The 24,541-nt window shown below is 64.2% G+C and carries 19 protein-coding genes and 1 rRNA gene; 10 read left to right on the top strand and 10 right to left on the bottom strand.

Going from position 1 to position 24,541, the window contains the following annotated elements; all coding sequences use genetic code 11:
* Window positions 1-14 precede the first annotated feature (14 nt).
* Window positions 15-329, top strand: coding sequence for a putative quinol monooxygenase (locus tag LU684_RS21480; protein ID WP_023046908.1), 315 nt, complete (start codon window positions 15-17; stop codon window positions 327-329).
* Here LU684_RS21480 and LU684_RS21475 read toward each other — a convergent pair.
* A complete protein-coding gene (locus LU684_RS21475) occupies window positions 319-1,083 on the bottom strand; it encodes a sulfite exporter TauE/SafE family protein (RefSeq protein ID WP_023046907.1) in 765 nt (254 codons plus the stop codon). The genes LU684_RS21480 and LU684_RS21475 overlap by 11 nt on opposite strands.
* Before the next feature lie 77 nt (window positions 1,084-1,160).
* Between LU684_RS21475 and LU684_RS21470 the strand changes: the two genes are divergently transcribed.
* The 8 genes from LU684_RS21470 to LU684_RS21435 all read left to right on the top strand — a co-directional run bounded on the left by LU684_RS21470 (window position 1,161) and on the right by LU684_RS21435 (window position 8,429).
* On the top strand, window positions 1,161-2,042 hold the full coding sequence (locus tag LU684_RS21470) for a LysR substrate-binding domain-containing protein (protein WP_060517397.1): 882 nt from the start codon (window positions 1,161-1,163) through the stop codon (window positions 2,040-2,042).
* Window positions 2,043-2,125: 83 nt separating this feature from the next.
* A complete protein-coding gene (locus LU684_RS21465; protein WP_023046905.1) occupies window positions 2,126-2,731 on the top strand; it encodes a CDP-alcohol phosphatidyltransferase family protein in 606 nt (201 codons plus the stop codon).
* Window positions 2,732-2,762: 31 nt separating this feature from the next.
* Entirely contained in the window at window positions 2,763-4,517 is a 1,755-nt protein-coding gene (locus tag LU684_RS21460; protein ID WP_145913672.1) for a bifunctional alpha/beta hydrolase/class I SAM-dependent methyltransferase, read from the top strand.
* Window positions 4,518-5,969: a phosphatase PAP2/dual specificity phosphatase family protein gene (locus tag LU684_RS21455; protein WP_016489121.1), complete on the top strand. Its 1,452-nt coding sequence runs from the start codon at window positions 4,518-4,520 to the stop codon at window positions 5,967-5,969. It abuts the gene before it with no gap.
* Entirely contained in the window at window positions 5,966-6,397 is a 432-nt protein-coding gene (locus tag LU684_RS21450; RefSeq protein WP_023046903.1) for a hypothetical protein, read from the top strand. The genes LU684_RS21455 and LU684_RS21450 overlap by 4 nt, the downstream gene beginning before the upstream one ends.
* Window positions 6,398-6,407: 10 nt before the next feature.
* A complete protein-coding gene (locus LU684_RS21445) occupies window positions 6,408-7,031 on the top strand; it encodes a lysophospholipid acyltransferase family protein (protein ID WP_016489123.1) in 624 nt (207 codons plus the stop codon).
* A gap of 1 nt (window position 7,032) precedes the next feature.
* A complete protein-coding gene (locus LU684_RS21440) occupies window positions 7,033-7,965 on the top strand; it encodes a phosphatidate cytidylyltransferase (protein WP_016489124.1) in 933 nt (310 codons plus the stop codon).
* A gap of 119 nt (window positions 7,966-8,084) precedes the next feature.
* Entirely contained in the window at window positions 8,085-8,429 is a 345-nt protein-coding gene (locus LU684_RS21435; protein ID WP_003258412.1) for a cupin domain-containing protein, read from the top strand.
* Window positions 8,430-8,661: 232 nt separating this feature from the next.
* Here the strand turns inward: LU684_RS21435 and mmsB are convergent, their stop codons facing one another.
* Window positions 8,662-9,549: a 3-hydroxyisobutyrate dehydrogenase gene (mmsB, locus tag LU684_RS21430; protein WP_016489125.1), complete on the bottom strand. Its 888-nt coding sequence runs from the start codon at window positions 9,547-9,549 to the stop codon at window positions 8,662-8,664.
* A gap of 9 nt (window positions 9,550-9,558) precedes the next feature.
* Window positions 9,559-11,085, bottom strand: a complete 1,527-nt coding sequence (locus tag LU684_RS21425) for a CoA-acylating methylmalonate-semialdehyde dehydrogenase (protein WP_232895002.1) — start codon at window positions 11,083-11,085, stop codon at window positions 9,559-9,561.
* 132 nt (window positions 11,086-11,217) lie between these two features.
* On the opposite strand from LU684_RS21425, the gene LU684_RS21420 reads away from it, so the two are divergent.
* Window positions 11,218-12,168 carry a LysR family transcriptional regulator gene (locus tag LU684_RS21420; protein ID WP_023046902.1) on the top strand — a complete coding sequence of 317 codons (951 nt, stop codon included), beginning with the start codon at window positions 11,218-11,220 and terminating at the stop codon, window positions 12,166-12,168.
* A 142-nt stretch (window positions 12,169-12,310) separates the two neighbouring features.
* Here the strand turns inward: LU684_RS21420 and LU684_RS21415 are convergent, their stop codons facing one another.
* The 7 genes from LU684_RS21415 to rrf all read right to left on the bottom strand — a co-directional run bounded on the left by LU684_RS21415 (window position 12,311) and on the right by rrf (window position 24,408).
* A complete protein-coding gene (locus LU684_RS21415) occupies window positions 12,311-12,802 on the bottom strand; it encodes an OmpA family protein (RefSeq protein WP_016489128.1) in 492 nt (163 codons plus the stop codon).
* A 4-nt stretch (window positions 12,803-12,806) separates the two neighbouring features.
* Window positions 12,807-14,078, bottom strand: coding sequence for a diguanylate cyclase domain-containing protein (locus tag LU684_RS21410; protein ID WP_023046901.1), 1,272 nt, complete (start codon window positions 14,076-14,078; stop codon window positions 12,807-12,809).
* A complete protein-coding gene (locus tag LU684_RS21405) occupies window positions 14,075-14,641 on the bottom strand; it encodes a YfiR family protein (RefSeq protein WP_016489130.1) in 567 nt (188 codons plus the stop codon). Before LU684_RS21405 ends, LU684_RS21410 begins: the two co-directional genes overlap by 4 nt.
* A gap of 135 nt (window positions 14,642-14,776) precedes the next feature.
* The gene (recD, locus tag LU684_RS21400) at window positions 14,777-16,864 is read right to left on the bottom strand and encodes an exodeoxyribonuclease V subunit alpha (protein ID WP_060517389.1); all 2,088 of its coding nucleotides are present in this window, start codon (window positions 16,862-16,864) and stop codon (window positions 14,777-14,779) included.
* A complete protein-coding gene (gene recB, locus LU684_RS21395; protein WP_232895000.1) occupies window positions 16,861-20,535 on the bottom strand; it encodes an exodeoxyribonuclease V subunit beta in 3,675 nt (1,224 codons plus the stop codon). The genes recD and recB overlap by 4 nt, the downstream gene beginning before the upstream one ends.
* A complete protein-coding gene (recC, locus tag LU684_RS21390; protein WP_191086982.1) occupies window positions 20,532-24,014 on the bottom strand; it encodes an exodeoxyribonuclease V subunit gamma in 3,483 nt (1,160 codons plus the stop codon). Before recC ends, recB begins: the two co-directional genes overlap by 4 nt.
* A gap of 278 nt (window positions 24,015-24,292) precedes the next feature.
* A 5S ribosomal RNA gene (gene rrf, locus LU684_RS21385) occupies window positions 24,293-24,408 on the bottom strand.
* Window positions 24,409-24,541: the final 133 nt, after the last annotated feature.

Raw genomic sequence — 24,541 nt, 5'->3', positions numbered from 1 at the left:
TCGAGTAGTGCCCCATGAGTGAGCAGTTCGCCTTCATCCTCAAAGCCAAGACCCGCCCGGAAATGGCTGATGCGTTCGAAACCCTGTTCCGCCCCTACGTCGAGCCCAGCCGCCAGGAACCGGGCTGCATCGAGTACCACATGCTGCGCGACCAGCAGGACCCAAGCCTGTTCGTGTTCTTTGAAGTGTGGGCCGACCAGGCTGCACTGGACGTGCACTCGGCTTTGCCGCACATGAAGGCGTTTTTTGAAAAGCGCATGGACTACCTGGAGCGCGATTTCGATATCCAGCGGGTCGACATGCTCAGTGCCTCGTCCGCTAGCCGTTGATCAGCAAGTGGCCGCCGAGTGCGGCCAGGCCGATGAAAAAGCAACGCTTGAACAGCAGCGCGCTGATGCGCTGACGCAACCACTGCCCGGCCAGCATGCCGAGCAAGGCGGGCGCCAGCATCAGCAGCGAAGCCCCCAACGCCTGGCCCCCCAGGGCATCCTGCCCGGCCAGGCCAACCGCCAGCGCCACGGTTGAAACCGTGAACGACAGGCCCAGGGCCTGGATCATCTGTTCACGGCTCAGGCCCAGGCTCTGCAGGTAGGGCACAGCAGGTATCACGAACACCCCGGTTGCCGCCGTGATCACCCCCGTCATCAGCCCGCAGACCGGCCCTAGCCAACGCTCGTGCGCCGGCGCCAGGTGCAAGCTTGGGCCGAGCAGGCCGTACAACGCATATGCCAACAAGGCCGCACCCAGTGCGTGCGCGGCCCATGGACCACTGTCGATCCCCAACCAGGCACTGCCCAGCAGGGTGCCAATGAAGATCAGCGCCAGCATCGGCCCCAGCCGCGCCAGCAACGCACGCAGGTGCCCGCCGCTGGCCAGTTGCCAAATGTTGGTGAGGGTCGAAGGCACGATCAGCAATGCTGCAGCCTGCGCCGGTGGCATAGCCAGGCCCAGCAGGCCCATGGCGATGGTCGGCAGGCCCAGGCCGATTACCCCCTTCACCGCACCCGCCAGCAGGAAGGTCAGTACCACCAGCAGCGACAATGCCGGGCCAATGTTCTGGTAGAAAGCGAGCGAAGTAGTCATGGGCGGATGATGGCCGGTTCCGGGCTGCGGGAAAATCTGCCATATACTCAGCCAGACTCTTGCAATGACAGAGCCACATGCATTTCGACCTGATCGACCTCAAACTGTTCCAGCACACCCTGGAATGCGGCAACATCACCGCCGGCGCCAGCCGCAGCCACCTGTCGCTGCCGGCCGCCAGCGCGCGCATCCGCGCCATGGAGGCATCGCTGGGTATCCCGTTGCTGGCGCGCAACCGCCGTGGCGTGCAGCCGACCCCGGCTGGCCAGGCACTGCTGCAGCATGCACGTCTGATAGGCCAGCAGGTCGAGCGCCTGCAGTTTGATCTGGGCCAGTACGCGCAAGGGCAGCAGGGCCAGGTGCGCTTGCTGTGCAACACAGCAGCACTTACAGAGTACCTGCCGGAGCTGCTGGCCAGCTATCTGGCTGAAAACCCCGGGGTCAGCGTGGATGTGCAGGCGTTGCCGAGCCTGCGCATCGTGCAGGCGATTACCCAGGGCATGGCGGACCTTGGCATCGTATCGACCGCCGCGCCCAATCAACACCTGCAGACCCGCCCGTTTCGCGATGACCCGCTGGTGCTGGTGACGCCCTTGGGCCACCCGTTGGCCAGTGAGGCCGCGCCCCGCTTCATCGACAGCCTGGTCCATGGCCATGTCGGGCTGGGCGCCAGTAGCGCGTTGGCGCAGTATCTGGAGGAGCAGGCACTGCGCGAGGGGCGCCGCATGCAAGTACGGGTGCGGGCCGAGGGTTTCGATGGGGTGATCCGCATGGTTGCTGGCGGGGCCGGCGTCGGGGTGGTGCCGCTGGCAGCCGTGAAGCGCTGGCAGGGCGTGTTGCCATTGCACTGGGTGGCGCTGGAAGAGGCGTGGGCCAACCGCAAGTTGCTGGTGTGCGCGCGGGATTTTGCGGCGTTACCGGGCTATGCCGCAGCATTGGTAACCACCCTCACCCGTTGAAGCGGCAGTTCCTGCACAGGAAGTGCATTTTTTTGGCCGGTCGCACACAATCCTCCCATCGCACCACGAAAAAGGATTTCACAGTGGCATCGATCTACCAGCTCAAACCACGCTTCCAGGCCCTGCTGCGCCCGGCAGTCCAGCGCCTTTACGACCGCGGTGTCACCGCCAACCAGGTCACCGTCGCCGCCGCAGTGGTGTCGATCCTGCTGGGCCTGCTGCTGGCCAGCCTGCCCCACATTACCTGGCTGTTCATCCTGATACCGGTCTGGATGCTGCTGCGCATGGCGCTGAATGCGGTCGACGGTATGCTGGCCAGGGAGTTCGGCCAGCAATCCACCCTCGGCGCCTACCTCAATGAACTCTGCGACGTAATCGCCGACGCCGCCCTGTACCTGCCCTTCGCCCTGCTGGCCGGGGTTTCACCAACGCTGGTGGTGCTGCTGGTGCTGTGTGCCACCTTCAGTGAATACGCCGGTGTCATGGGCCCGCTAGCCGGTGCATCGCGGCGTTATGACGGCCCCATGGGCAAAAGCGACCGGGCCTTTGCCTTCGGCGTGCTGGGCACCGGGGTCGCCTTTGGCCTGCTGAACGGCAGCTGGGTCAATGGCTTGCTGCTGGTCATCCTCGCGCTCTCGCTCTATACCCTCTACAACCGGGTTCGCCAGGGGCTGGCCGAAACCCGCTGAGCCCAAAGCCGCCGCAAAAAGGACGTTGATCATGCGCCAAGCGCAAGCGCTGCACTTCTCCACCCATGACGGTGTCGAGTTGCACTACCGTCATTGGCCTGCCACCCGCAACGAGCACCAGCCACGCCGGGCCGTGGTGATGTTCCACCGCGGCCATGAACACGGCGGGCGCATGGCCCACCTGGCCGATGAACTGGACATGCAGGGCTATGACTTCTTCGCCTGGGATGCCCGCGGCCATGGCCAGTCGCCAGGCGCACGTGGCGACAGCCCGGGGTTTGCCACCAGCGTGCGCGACGTGCAAACCTTCATCGAACATATCCAGGCACATCACGGCATCGCCGAGCACGACATGGTGGTGCTGGCGCAAAGCGTCGGCGCTGTACTGATTGCCACCTGGGCCCACGACTATGCACCCAAGGTGCGCTGCCTGGTACTGGCCTCACCAGCGTTCAAGGTCAAGCTCTACGTGCCGTTCGCCCGCCCGGGCCTGAAGCTGCTCAAGGCCTTGCGCGGCAACTTCTTCGTCAACAGCTACGTCAAGCCCCGCCTGCTCACGCACGACCCCGAGCGGGTCATGTCATACGTGGCCGACCCGCTGATCAGCCGGCCGATTTCGGTGACCATGCTGCTGGGCCTGTACGAAGCCGCTGACCGGGTGGTGGCGGATGCCCAGGCCATTCAGGTACCGACCCAGTTGCTGGTATCCGGGGCCGATTTCGTGGTCGAGCGCCAGCCGCAGGAACGCTTTTTCGAACGGCTGGGCAGCACGCGCAAGGAAATGCACCTCCTGCCGGGTTTCTTCCACGATACCCTTGGCGAACGTGACCGGGCCCATGCCCTGAAGCGCATCGAGCGATTTGTGGAGCATTGCTTCGCCAGCCCCGCCGCGCTGCCCTCACTGCTCGATGCCGACAAGACCGGCGCCAGTTGCGCCGAAGCCGAAAGCCTGGCCGCACCATTGCCACGCCACTCGCCGCGTGACCTTTACTGGCGCGCTACCCGCGCTGGGCTAAGCCTGGGCAAGGGACTGTCTGCGGGTGTGAAACTGGGCTTTGACACCGGCTTCGACTCGGGCAGCACGCTCGACTATGTGTACCGCAACCAACCGACCGGCAAGGGCAAGCTGGGCCGCCTGATCGACCAGCACTACCTCGACGCTATCGGCTGGCGCGGTATTCGCCAGCGCAAGCTCCACGTCGAAGAGCTGCTGCGCTTGGCCATCAACCGGCTGCGCGAACAACAACGGCCAGTGCACATTGTCGATATCGCCGCCGGTCATGGCCGCTACATCCTCGAAGCCCTGCAAGACCTTGAGCAGTTGCCTGATTCGATCCTGCTGCGCGACTACAGCGAGCTGAACGTGCAGCAAGGCAGCGCGCTGATCGCCGAAAAGGGCCTGGCTGACATCGCCCGTTTCGTCCAGGGCGATGCCTTCGACCGCCAGAGCCTCGCCACGCTGGAGCAGCCACCGACCCTGGCCGTTGTATCGGGGCTCTACGAACTGTTCCCCAGCAACCAACTGGTGGGCAACTCGCTGGCCGGCCTGGCCGATGCAGTGGAAGATGGCGGTTATCTGGTCTACACCGGCCAGCCGTGGCACCCACAACTGGAAATGATCGCCCGCGCGCTCACCAGCCACCGAGGCGGCGAGGCCTGGGTGATGCGACGCCGCAGCCAGGCCGAAATGGACCAGTTGGTAGAAGCAGCCGGCTTCCGCAAGCTGGCCCAGCGCATCGATGAATGGGGTATTTTCAGCGTCAGCCTGGCACAGCGGGTGCGCTGAATGAACCCACCACGCGAGCCTGGGCTGGTACGCCGAGGGGTGTTCTGGCTTCTGCTGCTGGGGCCGTTGTTCTTCCTCAGTTACGGGCTGGCGAACAACCATACCGCCGGCCGCAGTGATGTCGGTAGCCTGGTGTTCGGCTGGGAGCGCAGCATGCCGCTGTGGCCTTGGACGATCATCCCGTACTGGTCGATCGACTTGCTCTACGGGCTGTCCTTTCTGCTGCCGCGTACGCGCCAGGAAATGGACCGGCATGCGCTGGCACTGCTCAGCGCACAAGTGATCAGTGTCACCTGCTTCCTGCTGTGGCCGCTGCGGTTCACCTTCGAACGGCCGGAGCTGGGCGGGCTGTTCGGCTGGCTGTTCGATGTGCTAATGGGGTTCGACAAGCCGTTCAACCAGGCGCCTTCGCTGCACATTGCGCTGCTGGTGATCATCTGGACGATGTTTGCCCGGCATGTGCGGCGTCAGCCCTGGCGATGGCTGATGCATGGCTGGATGGCGTTGATCGGGGTGTCGGTACTGACCACCTGGCAGCACCATTTCATCGATGTACCCACGGGGGCACTGGCGGGGTTTGCCTGCGTCTGGCTGTGGCCGTATCAAGGGCGGCTGCCCTGGCAGCAGGTGCACTTTGCACGGGATGCCAAGCGCTGGTGGGTCGCGTTTTGTTATGCCCTGGGCGCAGTGTTGTGCGCAGTGCCTGCCGTTGAATTGAGCGGTGCCTGGTTGTGGTTGGCTTGGCCGAGTCTATCGCTGGCGCTGGTTGCGCTGAATTATGCCGTGTTCGGTGCAGGCGGGTTTCAGAAAGGCGCCGATGGGCGCTTGTCGAGCGCGGCCATATGGCTGCTGACACCGTACCTGGTTGGAGCGTGGGTCAATTCGCGGCTCTGGACCTGGCACCACCCGCAGGCCGATGAGGTGTGCGATGGCGTGTATCTGGGGAGGGTCCCTGGGCGCAGCACGCCGTTCGCCGCAATTGTCGATTTGTGCGCCGAGCTGCCGTGCGCTGTCAGCCGCCCTGCTGCGCACATTTGTGGGAGCGGCGTTGTGTCGCGAAAGGGCTGCGCCGCGGCCCCGGCGATGTCTGCCGCAAAGCTGAAAAACCGGGGCCGCTTCGCGCCCCTTTCGCGACACGAGGCCGCTCCTACAACGGCCGCGCCAGCCTTTGAGTATCAGTGTTTCCCTACCCTGGACCTGATAGCGCCGGACGTTGCCCTTTTACAGCAGGCCGCCGACGCCATCGAACGCCTGCGCGCCCAAGGCCCCGTACTGGTCTGCTGCGCTCTGGGCTATTCACGCAGCGCCAGCGCCGTGGCCGCCTGGCTGCTGCTCTCCGGCCGCTGCAGCGACGCCCAGCAGGCCGAAGCACTGATCCGCAAAGCCCGCCCCGGCATCGTCCTGCACCCGGCACACCGCCGGGCCCTGCAACAGCTTGGAGCACAGCCATGAACCTGCGGGTGGTGGCCTGCCTGCTGGGCCGCGGCAAACAGCTGGAACGCGTGTCCGACGGGTTCACCCTGCTGGCCCTGGCCTACGGCCTTGCGCCGTTGCTGGGTGCGCCCCTTCAAACGCTGGCAAGCTTGCTGTGCGGCGTGCTGCTGGTGCTTGGCGTAGTGCACAAGTACTGGGCCATCCGCGTGGCCATGGATGCCGAACTGTTCACCCACCTCGCCAGCAGCAACCACCTGGCAGCGGACACCCAGGCCCTGGACCGCGCCCTGTTCGAGCTGAAACTGAAACCGCAGGCCACGGACGCCCGCGCCTGGCCTGAACGCAGCCAGGCCGCGTTGGGCCTGTTGCGCCGCCAGGCAGTGTGCCTGGGCCTGCAGTTGTCGCTGGCCTTGGCTACCCTGCTGACACTGCCTTTGAAGGGATGACCACCGATCCATGCTCGCCAACCTGACCGCCTACCTCATCACCTCCGCCGCCCGCCTGATCACGGGCGCCCGCGCCCTGTGGCTGGGTTGCACGCCGCTGCCAGTGCAGCGCCTGTACTTCGCCAACCACAGTAGCCACGGTGACTTCGTACTGCTGTGGGCTTCGCTGCCGCAGCCCTTGCGCAAACGCACCCGCCCGGTGGCCGGCGCGGACTACTGGGCCAAGCCGGGCATCCGCGATTTTCTCATTCGCAAGGTGTTCAACGGCGTATTGATCGACCGCCAACGCAGCGAAGGGCAAGGCAGCCCGCTACAGCCGATCCTTGAAGCCGTGGCCCAAGGCGACTCGCTGATCTTCTTCCCGGAAGGCACGCGTAACCTGGGTGACGAGCCACTGATGCCGTTCAGGAGCGGGTTGTACCACCTGGCCGCGGCCCATCCCGATGTCGAGCTGGTACCGGTATGGATCGCCAACCTCAACCGGGTGATGCCCAAGGGCCGTGCCCTGCCCCTGCCGTTGCTGTGCACACTGAGCTTTGGCGAACCCCTGCACCTGCACGCTGACGAAAGCAAGCAGGCCTTTCTCGAGCGGGCCAGCCAGGCCCTGCTGAACCTGGCCCCGAAGGATGCCTGAGATGGACGACAACACCCTTTCCCTGTTCGCCGGCATCGGCGCCCTGCTGCTGCTCGCCAGCGTGACCGGCCGCCTGCTCAAGTGGCGCGCCGGCCCGGCGCCACACGCGGTAATCGACAACCTCAACGCCCGCATCAACGCCTGGTGGGTGATGGTGCTGGTAATCGGCATTGCCTTCCTGTTCGGTAAATACGGCGTGATCGTGCTGTTCTATGGTGTGTCGTTCTACGCCCTGCGCGAGTTCATGACCCTCACCCCGACCCGGCGCAGCGACTACCCGGCGCTGGTGGCAGCGTTTTATGTGGCACTGCCGGTGCAGTACGTGCTGATCGCCATGGACTGGTACGGCCTGTTCAGCATCTTCATCCCGGTGTACCTGTTCCTGCTGCTGCCGATTTTGGCCAGCTTCGGCGGCGATACCACGCGCTTTCTCGAACGTGCGTCGAAGGTGCAGTGGGGGCTGATGATCGCGGTGTACTGCGTATCGTCGGTGCCCGCCTTGATGACCCTGGACATCCCCGGCTACGAGGGGCGGAACCTGCTGCTGATCGCCTGGCTGATCCTGGTGGTGCAGATCAGCGACGTGCTGCAGTACGTGTGCGGCAAGCTGTTTGGCAAGCACAAGGTGGCCCCCAACCTGTCACCGTCCAAGACCGTAGAAGGGTTGGCCGGCGGCGTGGCACTGGCCACCCTGATCGGCGCCCTGTTGTGCTGGATCACCCCGTTCACCTTCTGGCAGGCCGCGCTGATGGCGTTGGCGGTCAACGCCATGGGCTTCTTCGGCGGGCTGGTGATGTCGGCGATCAAGCGCGACCGCGGGGTGAAGGACTGGGGCCACATGATCGAAGGCCACGGCGGCATGCTCGATCGCATGGACTCGGTGTGCTTTGCCGCGCCAGTGTTCTTCCACTTTGTGCGGTACTGGTGGGCGTAGCGAATATCAAACGTCTGGCATAGCGCGACCAGACAGCTGGACGTCGAGCCCAGGCAACTGCGGCTCGGCCGATGGCCCTATGGTGACCCGTCATTCAGCCAGTCACCAGGAGTTGCCACATGTCCGATTTCATCACCGTCCTGCGCGAAACCTGCCCGACGCCGGTCGTGGACGCCACCAAGTGGAAGCGCATCGGCGGCGATCCGCACACCGTCAACCTCAATGCCTACCTGTCGGCCGACGGCAGCAAGATCATGGGCACCTGGATCTGCACCCCGGGCAAGTTCGAGGTCAACTACGAGAAGTGGGAGTTCTGCCACTTCCTCGATGGCTACTGCATCATCACCCCGGAAGGCGAAGAGCCGAAGCACCTGAAGGCCGGCGACGTGTTCGTGATCGAACCAGGTATGAAAGGCACCTGGGAAGTGGTCGAGACCGTGCGCAAGTATTTTGTCTTCGCCTGATCCCTGAAGCTACACATAGCCCTGTGTAGGAGCAGTCTTGTGCTGCGAAGAGGCCAGTTCAGACACAGCAGTTGTGTTGTCTTGGCTGGCCTCTTCGCAGCACAAGGCTGCTCCTACAACCATCTCTAGCCTGAAATACGGGCAAAAAAAATCGCGGGGCAGGTGCCCTTCCCTCTGGTGCGCAGTTACAGAGGGAAGGCCGCCTGGCCCGCGATGAAGCCCACCTCTTGCGTCAATCTTTCTTGCGATAACCCTCGACGATGGCCGAGAAGTCCTTGCCACCCTCGCCACGCAGGCTCATGGCCTGGTACAGCTGCTGGGCCACAGCACCCAGGATCACCGGTTGGTGAGCCTGGCGTGCCGCTTCAGTGGCCAGCCCCAAATCCTTGAGCATCAGTTCGGCGCCAAAGCCACCGGTATAACCACGCGATGCCGGCGCCGTTTCGATAATGCCCGGCCACGGGTTGTAGGTGTCCGAACTCCAGCAACGCCCGGTCGAACTGTTGATGATGCCGGCCAGCACCTTGGTATCGATGCCCAGCGCGTTGCCCAGGGCCATGGCCTCGGACACACCGACCATCGAGATGCCCAGCAGCAGGTTGTTGCAGATTTTGGCGATCTGCCCGGTGCCGACTTCACCGCAGTGCACGATGTTGCGGCCCATCTGCTCCAGTACCGGCTTGAGCGTGGCGAACAGCTCGGCACTGGCGCCTACCATGAAGGTAAGGGTGCCGGCCGCCGCGCCGCCAGTGCCACCGGACACCGGCGCGTCGCCCATGTCTACGCCTTTGGCCGCTGCCGCCTTGGACACATCACGGGCGGTTTGCGGGTCGATGGTGCTGCAGTCCACGGTAGGCGTACCGGCACGAATACCGGCCAGCACGCCATCTTCGTTCAGGTACACGCTGCGTACATGGGCAGCAGCCGGCAGCATGGTGATCACCAGCTCGCTGTTGGCTGCCGCGTCCTTGGGTGATGGGCTGATCTGCCCACCCAGCTCTGCCAGCTCGGCCAGCACGGCCTTGTTGAGGTCGAACAGGTTCAGTTGATGCCCGGCCTTGATCAGGTTGCGGGCCATGGGCGCACCCATATTGCCCAGACCAATGAATGCAATACGCATGACTTCTCCTTAGCGCAGGCTGATGGTGGTGTTCACACCGTCATTGACGCTGTCGTCATCGAACCAGCGAGCGGTGACGGTCTTGGTCTGAGTGTAGAACTGCACCACTTGCTTGCCGTACGGGCCGAGGTCGCCGAGCTTGGAGCCGCGGGAGCCGGTGAAGCTGAAGAACGGTACCGGTACCGGGATCGGGATGTTGATGCCGACCTGGCCGATATCAATTTCGCTCTGGAACTTGCGCGCTGCCGCGCCGCTCTGGGTGAACAGCCCGGTGCCATTACCGAACGGGTTGGCGTTGACCAGGGCGATGGCCTCGTCGAGGGTATCGACCTCCAGGGTAACCAGTACCGGGCCGAAGATTTCCTGGGTATAGACCTGCATGTCGGTCTTCACGCCCGAGAACAGGGTTGGGCCAACGAAGTTGCCCGGCTCGTAACCGGGCACCGTGACCTCGCGGCCGTCGAGTTCCAGCTTGGCGCCTTCCTTGATGCCGCTTTCGATCAGGCCCAGCACACGCTCCTTGGCGCGTTTGGAAACCACCGGGCCAACGTCGGTGCCCGGTTCGCAGCCGGCATTGACCTTCAGTTTGCTTGCCGCTTCCTTGATGTCGGGCAGCCACTCACGGGCCTTGCCCACCAGCACCGCCACCGAGGTGGCCATGCAGCGTTGGCCCGCCGCGCCGAAGGCGGCACCGACCAGGGCGTTGATGGTTTGCGTGCGGTTGGCATCGGGCAGCACCACTGCGTGGTTCTTGGCACCCATCATCGACTGCACGCGCTTGCCGTGCTGGCTGCCGAGGTTGTACACGTGGGTGCCGACTTCAGTAGAGCCGACGAACGAAATGGCCTTGATATCCGGGTGAGTGCAGATGGCATCCACCACTTGCTTACCGCCATGCACCACGTTGAGCACGCCGGCCGGTACGCCGGCTTCCAGCGCCAGCTCGACCAGCAGCATGGTCGACAGCGGATCTTGCTCGGACGGTTTGAGCACGAAGGTGTTGCCACACACGATGGCCATGGGGAACATCCACAGCGGGATCATGGCCGGGAAGTTGAACGGGGTGATACCGGCGCATACGCCGATTGGCTGGCGCAGGGTGTAGGTATCGACACCGCCGGCGACGTTCTCGGCAAATTCGCCCATTTGCAGGGTGCCAATGGACGCGGCGTGTTCGACCACTTCCAGGCCGCGGAAAATATCGCCTTCAGCGTCGGCCAGGGTTTTGCCCTGCTCGGCGCTGAGCACCTGGGCAATGCGTTTGGTGTGTTCGCGGATCAGCGCCTGCAGCTTGAGCATGATGCGCATGCGCGCGCCGATCGGGGTGTTTCGCCAAGTCTGGAAGGCGCGGTGGGCAGCGGCCACGGCAGCGTCGACTTCCTCGACGGTGGCGAACGGCACCCGCGCCAGCACCTCTTGGGTGGCCGGGTTGACGATGTCGCGCCATTCGGTGGTCTTTGACTCGACCCACTGGCCGTCGATCAGCAGCTTCACCTGCTCTACCTTGGCCTGGTTTGGGGATTGCGGTGCGTTCATCTGCGTTCTCCTTGGAATTATTGTCGGGACGAGATCGCCAGCGCCAAGCAAACGCGAGGTGGCGTCCTGAGGCTTGTTTCGAGTATAGATGTGCAAACATCCAACAAGAACGCACAAAAAAACCGGATCATCATGCAAAAAGACCTCACATCCCTGAGCGCGCTCAACTGGGACGACCTGAAGTTTTTCCTCGAAGTGGCGCGCACCCGCAAGGCCAGCAGCGCTGCCAAACGCCTGAGCGTGGACTACACCACGGTGTCGCGGCGCATCAGCTCGCTGGAGGGGGCGTTGGGCACGCTGTTGTTTGAAAAGTCGCGGACCAACGGCTTTGTCCTTACCGCCGAGGGGCAGCGCTTGCTCGGTTATGCCGAATCGATCGAAAGCACGCTGCACATGGCGTGCGAGCAGGTGTCCGGGTCGGGCGTGGCATTGTCGGGGCATGTACGCATGGGCTGCACCGAAGGCTTCGGCAGCTTTTTCGTTACCCCGCAGCTAAGCCACTTCGTCGATGCCTACCCGGCGATTTCTGTGGATATCCTGCCGCTGCCGCACTTCATCAGCCTGTCCAAGCGTGAGGCGGACATCGTAATTGCCCTGGAGCGACCGGAGCATGGGCCTTATGTGTGCTGCAAGCTGTGCGACTACCGCTTGCGGCTGTATGCGACCCAGGACTACCTGGACAGCCATGCACCGATCCGCCAGGTAGCGGACTTGGCCAAACACCCGTTCATCAGTTACGTGGATGACCTGGCGTTCAGTTCGGAGCTTTTGTACCTGGCCAACCTGATTCCCGGCGCCAGCGCACACTTGCGCAGTACCAGTGTGATTGCGCAGTACACCGCCGCGTTGCAGGGGCGTGGGCTGGCGATACTGCCGTGCTTCCTTGCGGCGCAAGACCCGCGACTGGTGACGGTGCTGCCCGAGGAGATCGAGGTGACGCGGCAGTTCTGGATGTACTGCCGGGAGGATTTGCGCAAATTGAAGCGCATTACCCTGCTGTGGGATTACATCCGTGGGGTGACCGAGGCGAATGCACCGTTGTTGATGGGCGAAACTCGCGAGATGCGCTTTGCCCAGGAGTGATGGTGCTGCGTAGCGCCTTTGTAGGAGCAGCCTTGTGCTGCGAAGGGGCCAGTCATGGCAATACGGCTGCTGTGCCTGGTCTGGCCTCTTCGCAGCACAAGGCTGCTCATACAGAGAAGTGTGATAGCTCAGCGGACAGCGGTCAGTAGGACGCCACCACGATCGACACCCGACGGTTCTCGGTGCGCCCCGCACTGGTACGGTTGTCCGCCACCGGTTGTGTGCTGCCCAGGCCGCGGCTCTGGATGTTCTGCGCCTGCATGCCAACCCCGACCAGCGCCCTGGTCACGCTCTGCGCGCGGCGCTCGGACAGCTGCTGGTTGTACGCCGCTTTGCCCGACGAATCGGCATGGCCATCCACCCGTACGCCCTGGATGCCAACGCCAAGCAACGCCTTGCCAATGCGTTCGACAATCGCCTGGCTCTGGCCGTTGAGGCCGTCCAGATCGCTGCCGAACAGCACCTTGCCAGACAAGTCGTAAGCCCAGCCTTCATCGGTCGGGGTAAACCCTTCGCGCTTGAGTACGGCAATCTGTTCTGGGGTAAGGCCCTTGGGGGGTGCGCTCTGGCAACCGGTCAGCGCCAGCACGGCGAGTAACAAGGTCCAAAGGGAAAAGCGTAAAGCGTGTATCACGTGTTCAACTCCTGTTCTTGATTTCACTGGCGGACCGTTCCGTCTGCGCCACTTGCCAATGGCCACGGCGCTTGCGCTTGGCCTGGTACATCGCCGCATCGGCGGCATTGAGAAGACTGGCGGGGTCAGCGCCGTCATCCGGGTAATAGGCAATACCGACACTCAGTGAGGTGGCGATACTGCGGCCACTGTCCAACTGCACGGGCAGCTGCATGCTGGCAATGATCTTTTCGGCAATGTGCTCGGCGTCCTCGCGCGACTGCAAAGGCGTCAGCAGCACCGCGAACTCATCACCGCCCAAGCGTGCCACCAGGTCGTGTTCGCGCAGCTGGGCCCGCACGCGGTCGGCCACGCTGATCAGCACTTCGTCGCCCACGGCATGGCCGAGCGTGTCGTTGATCTGCTTGAAGTGGTCGCTGTCGAGGAACAGCAGCGCCAGGTGTTCCTGCTGCCGCGCCGCGTTACGCACGCTACGGCTCAGCCGCCCCTCGAAGAAGGCGCGGTTGGGCAGGCCGGTCAGGCTGTCGTGACTGGCCTGGTGCGCCAGGGTCTGGTTTTCGTTCTGCAGGTGGCTGTGCCATACCTCGAGTTCGTCGAGCAAGGCATTGAAGTCGTTGCCCAGTTCGTTGAGTTCTGCAATCCCCGCTTCCGGCACGCGCCGGTCAAAACTGCGCTCGCGGCGGGCGGCGTGGGCGACGCTGGCCAAGCCACGCAGCGGGCGGACGATATCGCTGAGCAGGCGCCGCGACAGGTATTGCGCAGCCAAGGCACTGAGTATTGTGCAGAACAGGATGCCGGCCAAGCCACTCAGCAGGAACAGCAACAGGCTACGGCCCTGGCCAACCAGTTCGATGTGCCCGACCTGCTGCTGCTGGTGCAGGATCGGCAGGTTGATCGGTTCATCCAGCAAGGCGGTGGCAACCTGCACTTCAAGCTTGGCGAGCATGCCCGTATCGCCCCGTTGCCAGTGCGCCAGCAGCTCGCCTTCGTCGTTGAAGACCTTGGCCTCGGCCACCTCCTCTTTGCTGGCGATCAGCACCAGCGATTCATTGGCTGCGGCACTGTCATCGAATACCACCGCCGCTTCCACGGTGTAGCTGATCGAACGGGCGATCAGGTGCAGGTTGTGATTGGCGTAGACACGCAAGGCCAGCACGCCCAGCAGGGTAAGTGAAATACCGGCCAGGCCCACGGCGAGCAAGGCAACGCTGAGGTGGCCACGCCCAAGCACCGAACGCAGGGTTGGGCGCACGCCATGCTTGCGGGTCGGCTTCATGGCTGCACCGCCCGGCGCCGCGACAATTGCAGCACACTGGGGTGGATGCGTACGCCGGAACGCGCCACCGAGTCGAGGTTGACGTCAAAGGCCACCTGCTGATCGCTGACCCGCAGGCAGAACAGGCTACCAACCGTGCACGGGTCGTTCGCTTCGCTGATGCTCAGTACCGGGTGGCCGCTGACGCGCTCGAACAGCCGGTCGCGCTGGCCTTGGTCGAGTTTGCCGATGTAGATGGCATCGCAGGCCTGGGCGACCTGGGTGTCTTCTGCCAGCAGGCGCCGCACCTGCAGCGGGCGCCCGGACTCCTGAACATGGCCTTTGATCAGGTCATCGGCGTACTCGGTCGGGCCGACCAGGCACAAACGCAAGGGTGAGGGTTCGACGGGCCAGCGGGCGTAACTGAAGATGCCCAGGACCACCTGGGTGACGGCCTTTGCACGTTGCTGCGCCTGGGCGGCGGTTGTGCCGGGGTCTGCCCGGGCAGGGTCTGCGCAATAGAACAGGCCGGCCAGCAGTAGCGAAAGCGCACAGCTTGTCACTCGCCTTGCGGCCACGTTCATGTGGGAAATCTCTTAAAGTCCTTACCGCTATCGGCGCAACGATAGCACATGGCCGCATCGTTGTAGGAAGGAGCCCCTCATGTATCGGGATTGATGGCCCTTTCGCCGGCAAGCCAGCGCTAGGGCCTCGCGGTCTTACACCTGTTCGAGCATCAACCCGGAAATACGCCGCACCTTGCGCGCCACCGCTTCTTCGAAAATGCCCTGGCGTGGCTCGACCAGGCTGAAGCAGTGCTTGGCCCGGGTGATGCCGGTGTACACCAGTTCCTTGGTCAGCACCGGGTTGAGCGCATCCGGCAGCACCAGGGCCGTGTGGCTGAACTCCGAGCCCTGGGACTTGTGCACGGTCATGGCGAATACCGTTTCCACTTCATTGAGCCGGCTCGGCAGCACGAAACGCACACCACCACTGCCGTCGTTACGCGGGAAGGCCACCCGCAGCAGCGGCTCACCACGCTCGTCCGGCAGGCGCAGGGCGATACCGATGTCGCCGTTCATCAGCCCCAGCCCGTAGTCGTTGCGGGTCACCAGCACCGGACGGCCTTCGTACCAGGGCTGCTGGCTATCGATCAGCCCGGCAGCGTGCAGCACCCGCGCCACCCGTTCGTTGAGGCCTTCGACACCCCAGGCGCCACGACGCACCGCGCACAGCAACTGGAAGTCCTCGAAGCTGTGCAGCACCTTGCCCGCCCATTGCTCCCACGCGGGGTCGTCAAATGCAGTTTCGAGTGCAGGCCGGTAGCGGCCAAGTGTGCGCAGGTAGCTGCGATAGCCTTGCGGGCCTTCGGCACCGCGGTTCAGGCCGTCGAGTAGCAGGCGGTCGAAAGCCCGGTCCTGCTCGTGCTTGAGGGCAAGGCTGTGCACATCGGCCGGCGGCGTGGCCAGCAGGTTGCGCGCCGCATGGGAGTCCTGGCAGTTGACCAGCCGCGCCAGTTGACCAATACCGCTGCCTTCCCCGAAGCGCCGTGAGAAGCGCAGCATCACCAATTGCTGGGCCAGCGGGTTGCGCTGCTCATCACCGGCCTTCAGGCCGCTGGCGGCCAGCGACTCGCCGCTGATCTGTTCCAGCCACGCAGAGGTCGCCGACGAATAGTGGCCCCCCTCGGCATCCCGACACAGGTCGCCCAGCACCGCACCGGCCTCGACCGAAGCCAGCTGGTCCTTGTCGCCCAGTAGCACCAGGCGCGCGCGGGGTGGCAGGGCGTCGAGCAGGTTAGCCATCATTTCCAGGTCGATCATCGACGCTTCATCGACCACCAGCACGTCCAGCGGCAACGGGTTGCCTGCATGGTGGCGAAAGTGCCGCGAGCCGGGGCGGCTGCCGAGCAGACGGTGCACAGTGCTGACTTCAGTGGGGATCTGATCACGTACTTCGGCGCTGACCTGCAAGCGCTCGACTTGCTGGCCAATCGACTCCGTCAGGCGCGCAGCAGCCTTGCCGGTCGGCGCGGCCAAGCGGATGCGCAGCGGCCTGCCCTGCTCCACTGCCGGCCCCTGCAGCAAGGCCAGCAGGCGCACCACGGTAGTGGTTTTGCCTGTGCCGGGGCCACCGGTGATGATGCTGAAACCGGCACGGGTTGCCAGCGCACAGGCAAGCTTCTGCCAGTCCACCTGGCCAGCTGGCGCTCCCCCTTCGAACAGTTGCGACAGGCGACCTGACAGATCGGCCAGCGGCGCCTCGGCCTGGGTCAGGCGCTGGCGCAGGATCTGGTCGATGCGCCGCTCGTAGCGCCAGTAGCGGCGCAGGTACAAGCGCTCACCGCTGAGCACCAGTGGCCGCGCCTGCTGCCCCGGGGTATCGCCGGCAGCCACCAGCGCGCTGGCGGCGATGCGTTGGCGCCAGTCCTTCAAATCGAGGTCGGCCAGCAACTGCGAGGGCAGCAGCAAGGGGCCTGTCAAGGCGTCGCCTTCCGGCGGCAGTGACAATGCAAAATCGGGCTCGGCCAGGGTTTGTTGCAGGTCCAGGCAGACATGCCCGTGGCCCAGTTGGTGGCTGGCCAGCGCCGCCGCCAGCAATAGCAGGGGGTCGCTACCGGGGGCGCGCTCTTCGAGGAACGAGACGAACGCGCGGTCCAGGGCACGCAGCCAGCCCCGCTCTACCCAGCGGTCGAGCAGTTGCAGCAGGTCACCGCTGTCATGCTGTGGCGCCAGCGCCAGCAGGTGTTCGGCGTGCAACGGGGTGGGCAACAGGTCGACCAGGTTTCGGCGCTTGGCGCGGCTCATATCACGGCTCCGGCAAACAGGTCTTGCTGTGCCGGCGGGTGCTCGCCACGGAACAGCGCATCAAGGCGTTCAATCAGCTCGCGCGGTGGCTTGGTGTGATACACACCGTGGCCACTGCTGCTGGCGCCCCGCAGGAAGATGAACAATGCACCGCCAACATGGCGGTCGTAATCGTAGTCCGGCAAGCGAGCGCGCAACTGGCGGTGCAGGGCCAGCAGGTACAAGACGTACTGCAGGTCGTAGCGGTGCTCGAGAATGGCCTTTTCCATGGCCATGGCGTCGTAGGCCTGGATATCCGGGCCCAGCCAGTTGGACTTGTAGTCAGTCACGTAGTAACGCCCGTCCAGCTCGAACGCCAGGTCGATGAAACCTTTGAACATGCCGTTGAGCACGGTCGGCTGCGCCGCCGGGCGCGCCAGGCCGGGGTGGGTGTGGCGCGCCACCAGGCGGTCGAGTTGTTCGGTGTCGACCCGGTGGCTGGCGAACCAGAACTCCATTTCGATCTGGTAATGACGCAACTGCCCGAGCGTCACGCCCTTTTCACAGCCCGGCAATGGCAGCGTCTCGCCCAGCAGGCGTTGCATCCAGTGGCTGAGGGTGGGAATCCAGCCCGCCCAGTCACGGCGATTACAGCGCTGGCCCACGGTACGCTCGATCTGCTGAGGGTTTTCGCTGACCTGGCTGAAGCCCTCCCGGCCGGCCCATTCCAGCAAGCCATGCAGGAAAGTGCCAGGGTTCGGCCCTCGCGGAAAGCGGTGGATATCGCCACTGTCGGCCGGTACCTCTCGCAGTATCTGGGCATCGACCACTTCGTCATCCAGCAACTGCTGTGCCTGCGAGCTGTCGGCAACAAGCGTCTGATCGCCGATGCGCAGGGCGCTATACGAGGCGATCCACCAATGCTCGGCTGCCGCGCGGCGCGGTTTGCGTGCGGGCACACGCTCACATTCGGCGTGCGGCATGCGATACACCCGGTCATCAGCCTGCGGCAGGCCCGAGCAGGTGATGTACGGGCATGTTGACGCCAACGCTTGCAACCAGCCTGCAAGCTGCTCCGAGCCCGCCAGGGCAAGGCCGCCACCCAGCAGGTAGCCAAAAGCCGAGCGGTGCAGCTGCGAAGTCTTCTGGTTACCGCGCTTGAGGTCGGCAACACCTAGCCAGCAAGCATGCTGGGCACGGGTCAGGGCTACGTAGAGCAGACGCAGGTCTTCGGCCAGGCGCTCGTCATCGGCGCGCTCGATCTGTAGCGGGTTCGGGGTGAGGGTGAGGTGGGCGTTACCTTCGCTGTCATGCCAGGCCAGTGGCAGGCGGCTGCCATCCACCGGCTTGCTGGTGCAGATGAACGGCAGGTAGACCAAGGGATACTCCAGGCCCTTGGACTTGTGGATGGTCACCACCTTGACCAGCTGCTCGTCGCTTTCCAGGCGCAGGATCTGCTCTTCACCGGCCTGCCCGGAACTGGCCAGATGATCGGCGAGGTGGCGGATCAGCGCCTGTTCGCCGTCCAGCTCACCCGCCGCCTGCTGCAACAGCTCGGCCAGGTGCAGCAGGTTGGTCAGGACACGCTCGCCATCACTGCGGCGGACCAGCGTGCGCGGCAGCTCGAAGTCATGCAGCAGGTGCCGCAGCATGGGCAACACGCCTTGGCGTTGCCAGGTATCGCGATAATGGCGAAAACGCATGACCCAGCCTTCCCAGACCCGTTCGTCCTGGTTCAAGCGGTCCAGCGCTACCAGCGACAAGCCCAGGGTGAGGCTGGCCAGGGCCGCCTTGAGCAGGCGCTCCGAGTCTGGCTCGGCGCAGGCCTTGAGCCAGGCCAGCACATCGTGGGCCTCCTGAGCCGTGAATACCGAGTCTTTGTCTGACAGGTACACACTGCGCACATCGCGTGCGGCCAATTCGGCGCGCACCATCTGCGCTTCATGCCCGTCACGCACCAGGATGGCAATGTCGGAGGGCAGGCACGGGCGCAATTCGCCCTCGGCATTCTGGAAGCCCGCCGTGCCCTGCTGACCGCCATTGAGCAAGGCGACGATATGGCTGGCGCAACTGGCTGCCAGCTGCTGGCGGTAGACACTGCTGGAGACTGGTTCTTCGCTTTGCAGCTGCCAGCAGTGCAGGGCTGCACTGGCAACCCCGTCAATCAGCAGCTGTTCGCCACGGCCCTTGGCGCGGACCTCGACGAACGGCAACGGGTTGTCATCGGCCTCGCGGAACAGAAACGCCCCCCGCCCCGCCTCACGCGCCTCGGCCTGCAGGAACACCTGGTTGACCGCCGCGACCATGGCCTTGCTGGACCGGTAGTTGGTGTCCAGGCTGTGCAGGCGGCCGCTGGTGGCGCGCCGGGCAGCAAGGTAGGTGTAGATGTCGGCCCCTCGAAAGGCGTAGATCGCCTGCTTGGGGTCGCCGATCATGAACAGGCCGGTTTCTGCGCGGTTTTCGCTGACAGGGTAGATGCGCTCGAAAATGCCGTACTGCACCGGGTCGGTATCCTGAAACTCGTCGATCAGGGCTACCGGGAACTGTTCACGGATCAGGCTGGCCAGGCGCTCGCCGGCCTCACTGGCAAGGGCGTGCTGCAAGCGCACGAGCATGTCGTCGAAGCCCATTTCTGCACGCCGGCGCTTCTCCACTTCGAAACGCGCCAATACCCAATTGGCCGCGTGCTCAAGCAGGGCGGCATCCGGACTGTCCAGGGCCTGCAATTGCTGCTGCAAGCTCTGCATGGCGTTCAGGCCCGGGTGCTCGGGCGGTTCCCCCTTCCAGGCCTCGGCCATGCCCGCCGGGGTCAGGCGGGTGAAGCCCGTGCCCAAGTCGAGCTCTACCCGTTGCTCATCCCCGGCCCAGGCGCAGAGCTTGTCGAACCAAGGCTCGAAGTAACGGGCTTGCATCTTGCGGCCATCGACCTGCTTGGCAGCCAGCGCATCGCGGCAGATCTGCCGCAGTTCTTCGGCCCACTGCGCCCACGGTGCTTTCAGCCTGGCCAACTGTTCGCCACGTTGCTGCAGCGAGGCCTGGATCAATGCGGCTGGCTCTGGCCCATCCTGCTGGGCACGCACGCGGCCGAACAGTGGGCGAATGCGCGGCAGCAAAGCATCGGGGCTACCCCAGTTGTCACGCACCCAGGCCAGTGCGTCACCTTGCATGCCATAGCAGAAGCGCCGCCAGTAATCGCGCATCACCTGGCCCAGCAACTCGCTGTGGTCGGTTTCCAGGGTCTGGGTGAACAGGCTGCCGCTGTCGAAGGCATGCTCACGCAGCATGCGCTGGCACCAGCCGTGGATGGTCGATACCGCCGCCTCGTCCATCCACTGCACGGCGATTTCCAGGCGGCCGGCACAACGTGGCCAAGCCTCTTGCGGGTAATCGTCACTCAGTTGGTGCAACAGCGGATCGGCGCCTTCCAGTTCGCCACGGAAGAACCGTGCAGCCTCCGCCAGGCGCGCGCGGATGCGTTCGCGCAGCTCTTTGGTGGCTGCATCAGTGAAGGTGACCACGAGGATTTGCGGTGGCAGCAGCTCGCGTGCGAAGCCCTGCTCGCCCCCATGACCGAGGATCAGGCGCAAGTACAGCGCCGAGATGGTAAAGGTCTTGCCCGTGCCAGCGCTGGCCTCGATCAGCTGGCTGCCGTGCAGGGGGAAACTCAGTGCCAGGGGACGGTCCTGGGTCATGCGCCTTTCTCCGAGTTGCCCAGGGTCTGCCAAGGGGCGGTGAACAATGGGCGGTACAAGGTTTCGCACCAGCCTTCAAAGGTTTCGTCAGCGGTGAGTGCGGCAAAGTCGCGGAACTGGCGGGCCAAGGCAATGCTCTCACTTCGCTCGCCGAAACGGGTGCGTTCATCGCCTTCGTAGGCGCGCGCAGCTGCAGCCAGGGCTTTATCGGCATCGTCCTCGGCCAGCCAGGCGAACGCGGTCTTGGCCGCGACGGGCAACGGCGCATTCATCGCCGCCTGACGGGCCACCAGCAGGTCGCCCAACAGCTGCGCAGCCTGCTGTTGCGCCAGCGGTGCGAGCAACAGGGTCAGGTCGCTGGCTACCAAGGCACTGTAATAGGAATAGCCCGCCGCACAGGCCGCCAGGTGCGTAACCCAAGGGGCGATCAGGCGGTGCCACTTAAGGTTGTTGCGCCCTGCGCTGATCGTATTGGGTACGGTGGTGATACTGAGCAGGCTCTGGTCATCCGCCTGGAAGACCCGCCCCAGCCAGCCTTCGAGGCGGTGCTGGCCGTGCCTGAAATGCACCGGCAAGGCGCCCTCGACCGGCTGCGGCCAGCGTTGCAGCAACTGCTGGTGACGTTGCAGCAGGTCGGGGAGCGGTTCGATCAACTCGCTTTGCAGCAGCTCGCCGAAACCGGCCAGCGGCAGCAAACCACAGGCCTGAAGGCGCCTGGCCTGGGCCCGCAAGGCCTGTTCGGCGTTATCCGGTTCGGCCAGCGCGGCGCCAAGCAGGCTTTCACTGGCGCCATAGCGCTGCAGGGTATCAAGGACAAAAGGTTCTTCGTCCGGAGTGGGCGCTTCCAGCGCCTCGAAGTACACCTTCAAGCGCTGGCTGAAGAAATGCCGCACCGGGTGGCGCAAAAAGTCATTGAGCTGGGTCAGGCTCAGGGCTTCATCGTCAAGATAAGGCGGCAGGCCGGTATCAATCTGCTCATCCTCCTCGCCCTGCTGGTGCAGCAGCTGCCATTCGTGGGCGAAGCTGAACAACGGGCTGCCCTTCTGGAAGTAGCGTGAGCTGAAAGGCTGCAGGGGATGCTCCTGGGTCAGTGCGTGCAGCAGTTGCTCGCCCGGTTGCGCTGGCGACCCCTCCTGCGCCCCGGCCAGATGCCAGCCTGCAGCGATGTGATCACGCAACTGGCCTACCAGGACCGAGGCAGGTCGCTCGCTGTTGTCGCGGATACTGCGCCCGACCCAGCTGACGTACAGCTGGTCACGCGCCGACAGCAGCGCTTCCAGCAACAGGTAACGATCGTCTTCGCGCCGTGAGCGGTCACCGGGGCGGTAGTCGCTGGCCATCAGGTCGAAGTCCAGTGGTTGCTGGGCGCGCGGGTAATCACCATCGTTCATGCCCAGCAGGCAGACCACCCGGAACGGGATGGCGCGCATAGGCATGAGGGTGCAGAAGTTCACCGAGCCGGCGAGGAAGCGTTGCGACAGCTTGCCCTGGTCGAGGCCCGACAGCCAGGCTTCACGCACTACGGTGAGCGGCAACGGGTCTTGCAGGCCGACGGCCTCGCACACCTCAAGCCAGCCATCGCGCAGCTCCTGCAGCTGCATCAGCAGGAGCTCGTCACGCTCGCCCTCAGCGAGGAAAAACACCTGCAGCAAAGCATGCAGGCGCTCGCCCCACTCGCTGACGGTCGCAGGCTCGGACAAGGCCTGGCAGGCCACTTCGAGCGCATCAAGCAGTGCGACCAGCGGGCCGATCAGTGCCGCGTCCAGGCCACCGATTTCATCATAGGGTTCGATGCCGTCACAGGCTTCGCCCACCCCCACGGCATAGCCCAGCAGCATGCGCCGCAGGCCGAAGCGCCAGCTGTTCTGTTCAAGCCCGGCGGGCAAGCCCAGGCTGGCCCGCTGCTCGGCGTTGATGCCCCAACGGATACCTGCGCCCTCGATCCAGCGGTGCAGCGTGGGCAATTCGTTTTCGCGGATACCGAAGCGGGCGCGGACTGCCGGGACGTCCAGCAGGTCAAGTACTTCGCTGACCGCAAAGCGGCTGTCTGGCAACTTGAGCAGGTGTTCGAGGGCGATCAGCAAAGGCTCGCGACCGCGCTGGCCCTGGTCAGTGAGGGTGAATGGAATGTAGCGTGGATCATTGCGGTGCAACTGGCCGAACACTGCGCGGATATGAGGCGCATAGGTGTCGACAGCCGGCAGCATGACGATCACGTCACGCGGGCGCAACGTCGGGTCGGCGCTGAAGCGGGCCAGCAGTTGGTCGTGCAGGATCTCCACTTCACGTTGCGGGCTGTGGGCAATGTGGAATCGAACAGAGCGGTCCTTCGCCGTGTCGACTGGCGGCCACAGCTCGCGGGTTTCGGCGAGCGGGCGCAGTTCAAGAATGTCGTCCTGCAGTTGGTTAAGCAGGGTTGTGGGCGAACCGTCACTGAAAAGGTCGATGCGGCCATCGCTGAACACACCTTGGTAGCTGCCAGGGTCGTCATAGCTGTCGAGCAGGTTGATATAGTCGCGACCTTGTTTGCCCCAGGCTGCCAGCAACGGGTGGGCATGTTGATGCAGCGACTGGTCGTCCAGTTGCAGGGGCATGCCCTGCTTGCGCTGCTGGCGCTTGTACTGATGGCGCAGCAGATCCTTGTCGGCAACGATATCGGCCCAGTGGTGGCGGCAGGGGTTGTGCACGCACAGCAGCACCTGGCTGAAACGCGCCAGGCCCGCCAATGCCTCCAGGGCCTGGGCAGGCAGCGAAGAGATACCGAACACGATCACCCGCGGCGGGAGCCCTGCGGGTGCCTGCTGCAAGCTGTTGATACGCTCGACGAAGCGTTGATGCACGCCGGCGCGGCTCTGTGCCATCCCCTCTTGGCCAACATCCTCCAGCAGCGCACGCCACAGTTCGGCTTGCCAGCGGTTGCCCGGGGGCAGCGCTTTGCGCTCGCCGCGGGCGGTGTTGAGGATGTGCTCGCCCGCAGCCCAGTCCTTGAGCCAATCGGCACGGTAGACCTGGTACTGGTCGAACAGGTCAGCCAGGCGCTCGGCGAGCTGGTAACGCTTGCGTAGGTCACTGTCGTCGGTGAGGAAGCGCCGCAGCGGCTCGAAATGCGGGCGCTCGATCAGGGCCGGCAGCAGGCGCATCAGTCGCCAGGTCAGCGGGGCCTTGTCGAGCAGGGAAACCTCGGGAATTTCGTCACGGCCCAGCACGCTTCGGTACAACTGCCACATGAAGCTGCCGGGCAGTTGCACATCGATTGCGGCGGCGATGCCGCAGCCGCCCAGGTCATCTGCCTGCGGGTCTTCAGCCAGCGCGAGTTTGAGCCATTGGGCGATGCCATTGCTTTGCACCAGGGCAATTTCGTTTTCCAGCGGCGCCAAGGGGTAGCGACGCATCCAGCTCACCACCAGGCTGCGCAGGTCGTCGAGGCGGTTGCCGTGGACGATCATGAAGCCGGGGTGGAGGTGGGTGATGTTGGGCATCGGCGGGTCTCTGGCAGGCGCTGGTGGCTGAGGGGGAACGATATCACGCGAACATGAAAGGGCCGAATGCCATCATTTTGAGCCCCCTTGGCTGGCGTTGCCCCTTTCACTGTAGGAGCGGGCGTGCCCGCGAAACAGGCTGCGCGGTGGATGCCACGGGCTTCGCCCGTGTTCGCGGGGCAAGCCCGCTCCCACAGGGATTCGAGCTGGGCTGAATTTTTTGCCCCCAAAGACAAAACCCCTACCTGCATGCGCAGATAGGGGTTTTGCGAAATGAATCTTGACGATGACCTACTCTCACATGGGGAAACCCCACACTACCATCGGCGATGCATCGTTTCACTGCTGAGTTCGGGATGGGATCAGGTGGTTCCAATGCTCTATGGTCGTCAAGAAATTCTGTAGCCAGAATGTCCAGATGGACAGCCCAGCGAATTCGGATATGTGATGTTTGTGGTTTTTTGCGAACTTTCGGTTCGTATCATCTTCACCACCGCAATCTGCGTCAGCAAATTGCTTGGGTGTTA

The sequence above is a fragment of the Pseudomonas sp. NMI542_15 genome, assembly GCF_021283425.1.
In the GTDB taxonomy this organism is placed as follows: Bacteria; Pseudomonadota; Gammaproteobacteria; order Pseudomonadales; family Pseudomonadaceae; genus Aquipseudomonas; species Aquipseudomonas fortuita.
The sequence above is the reverse complement of the archived record's forward strand: the minus strand, read 5'-3'. Positions and strand labels throughout refer to the sequence as shown.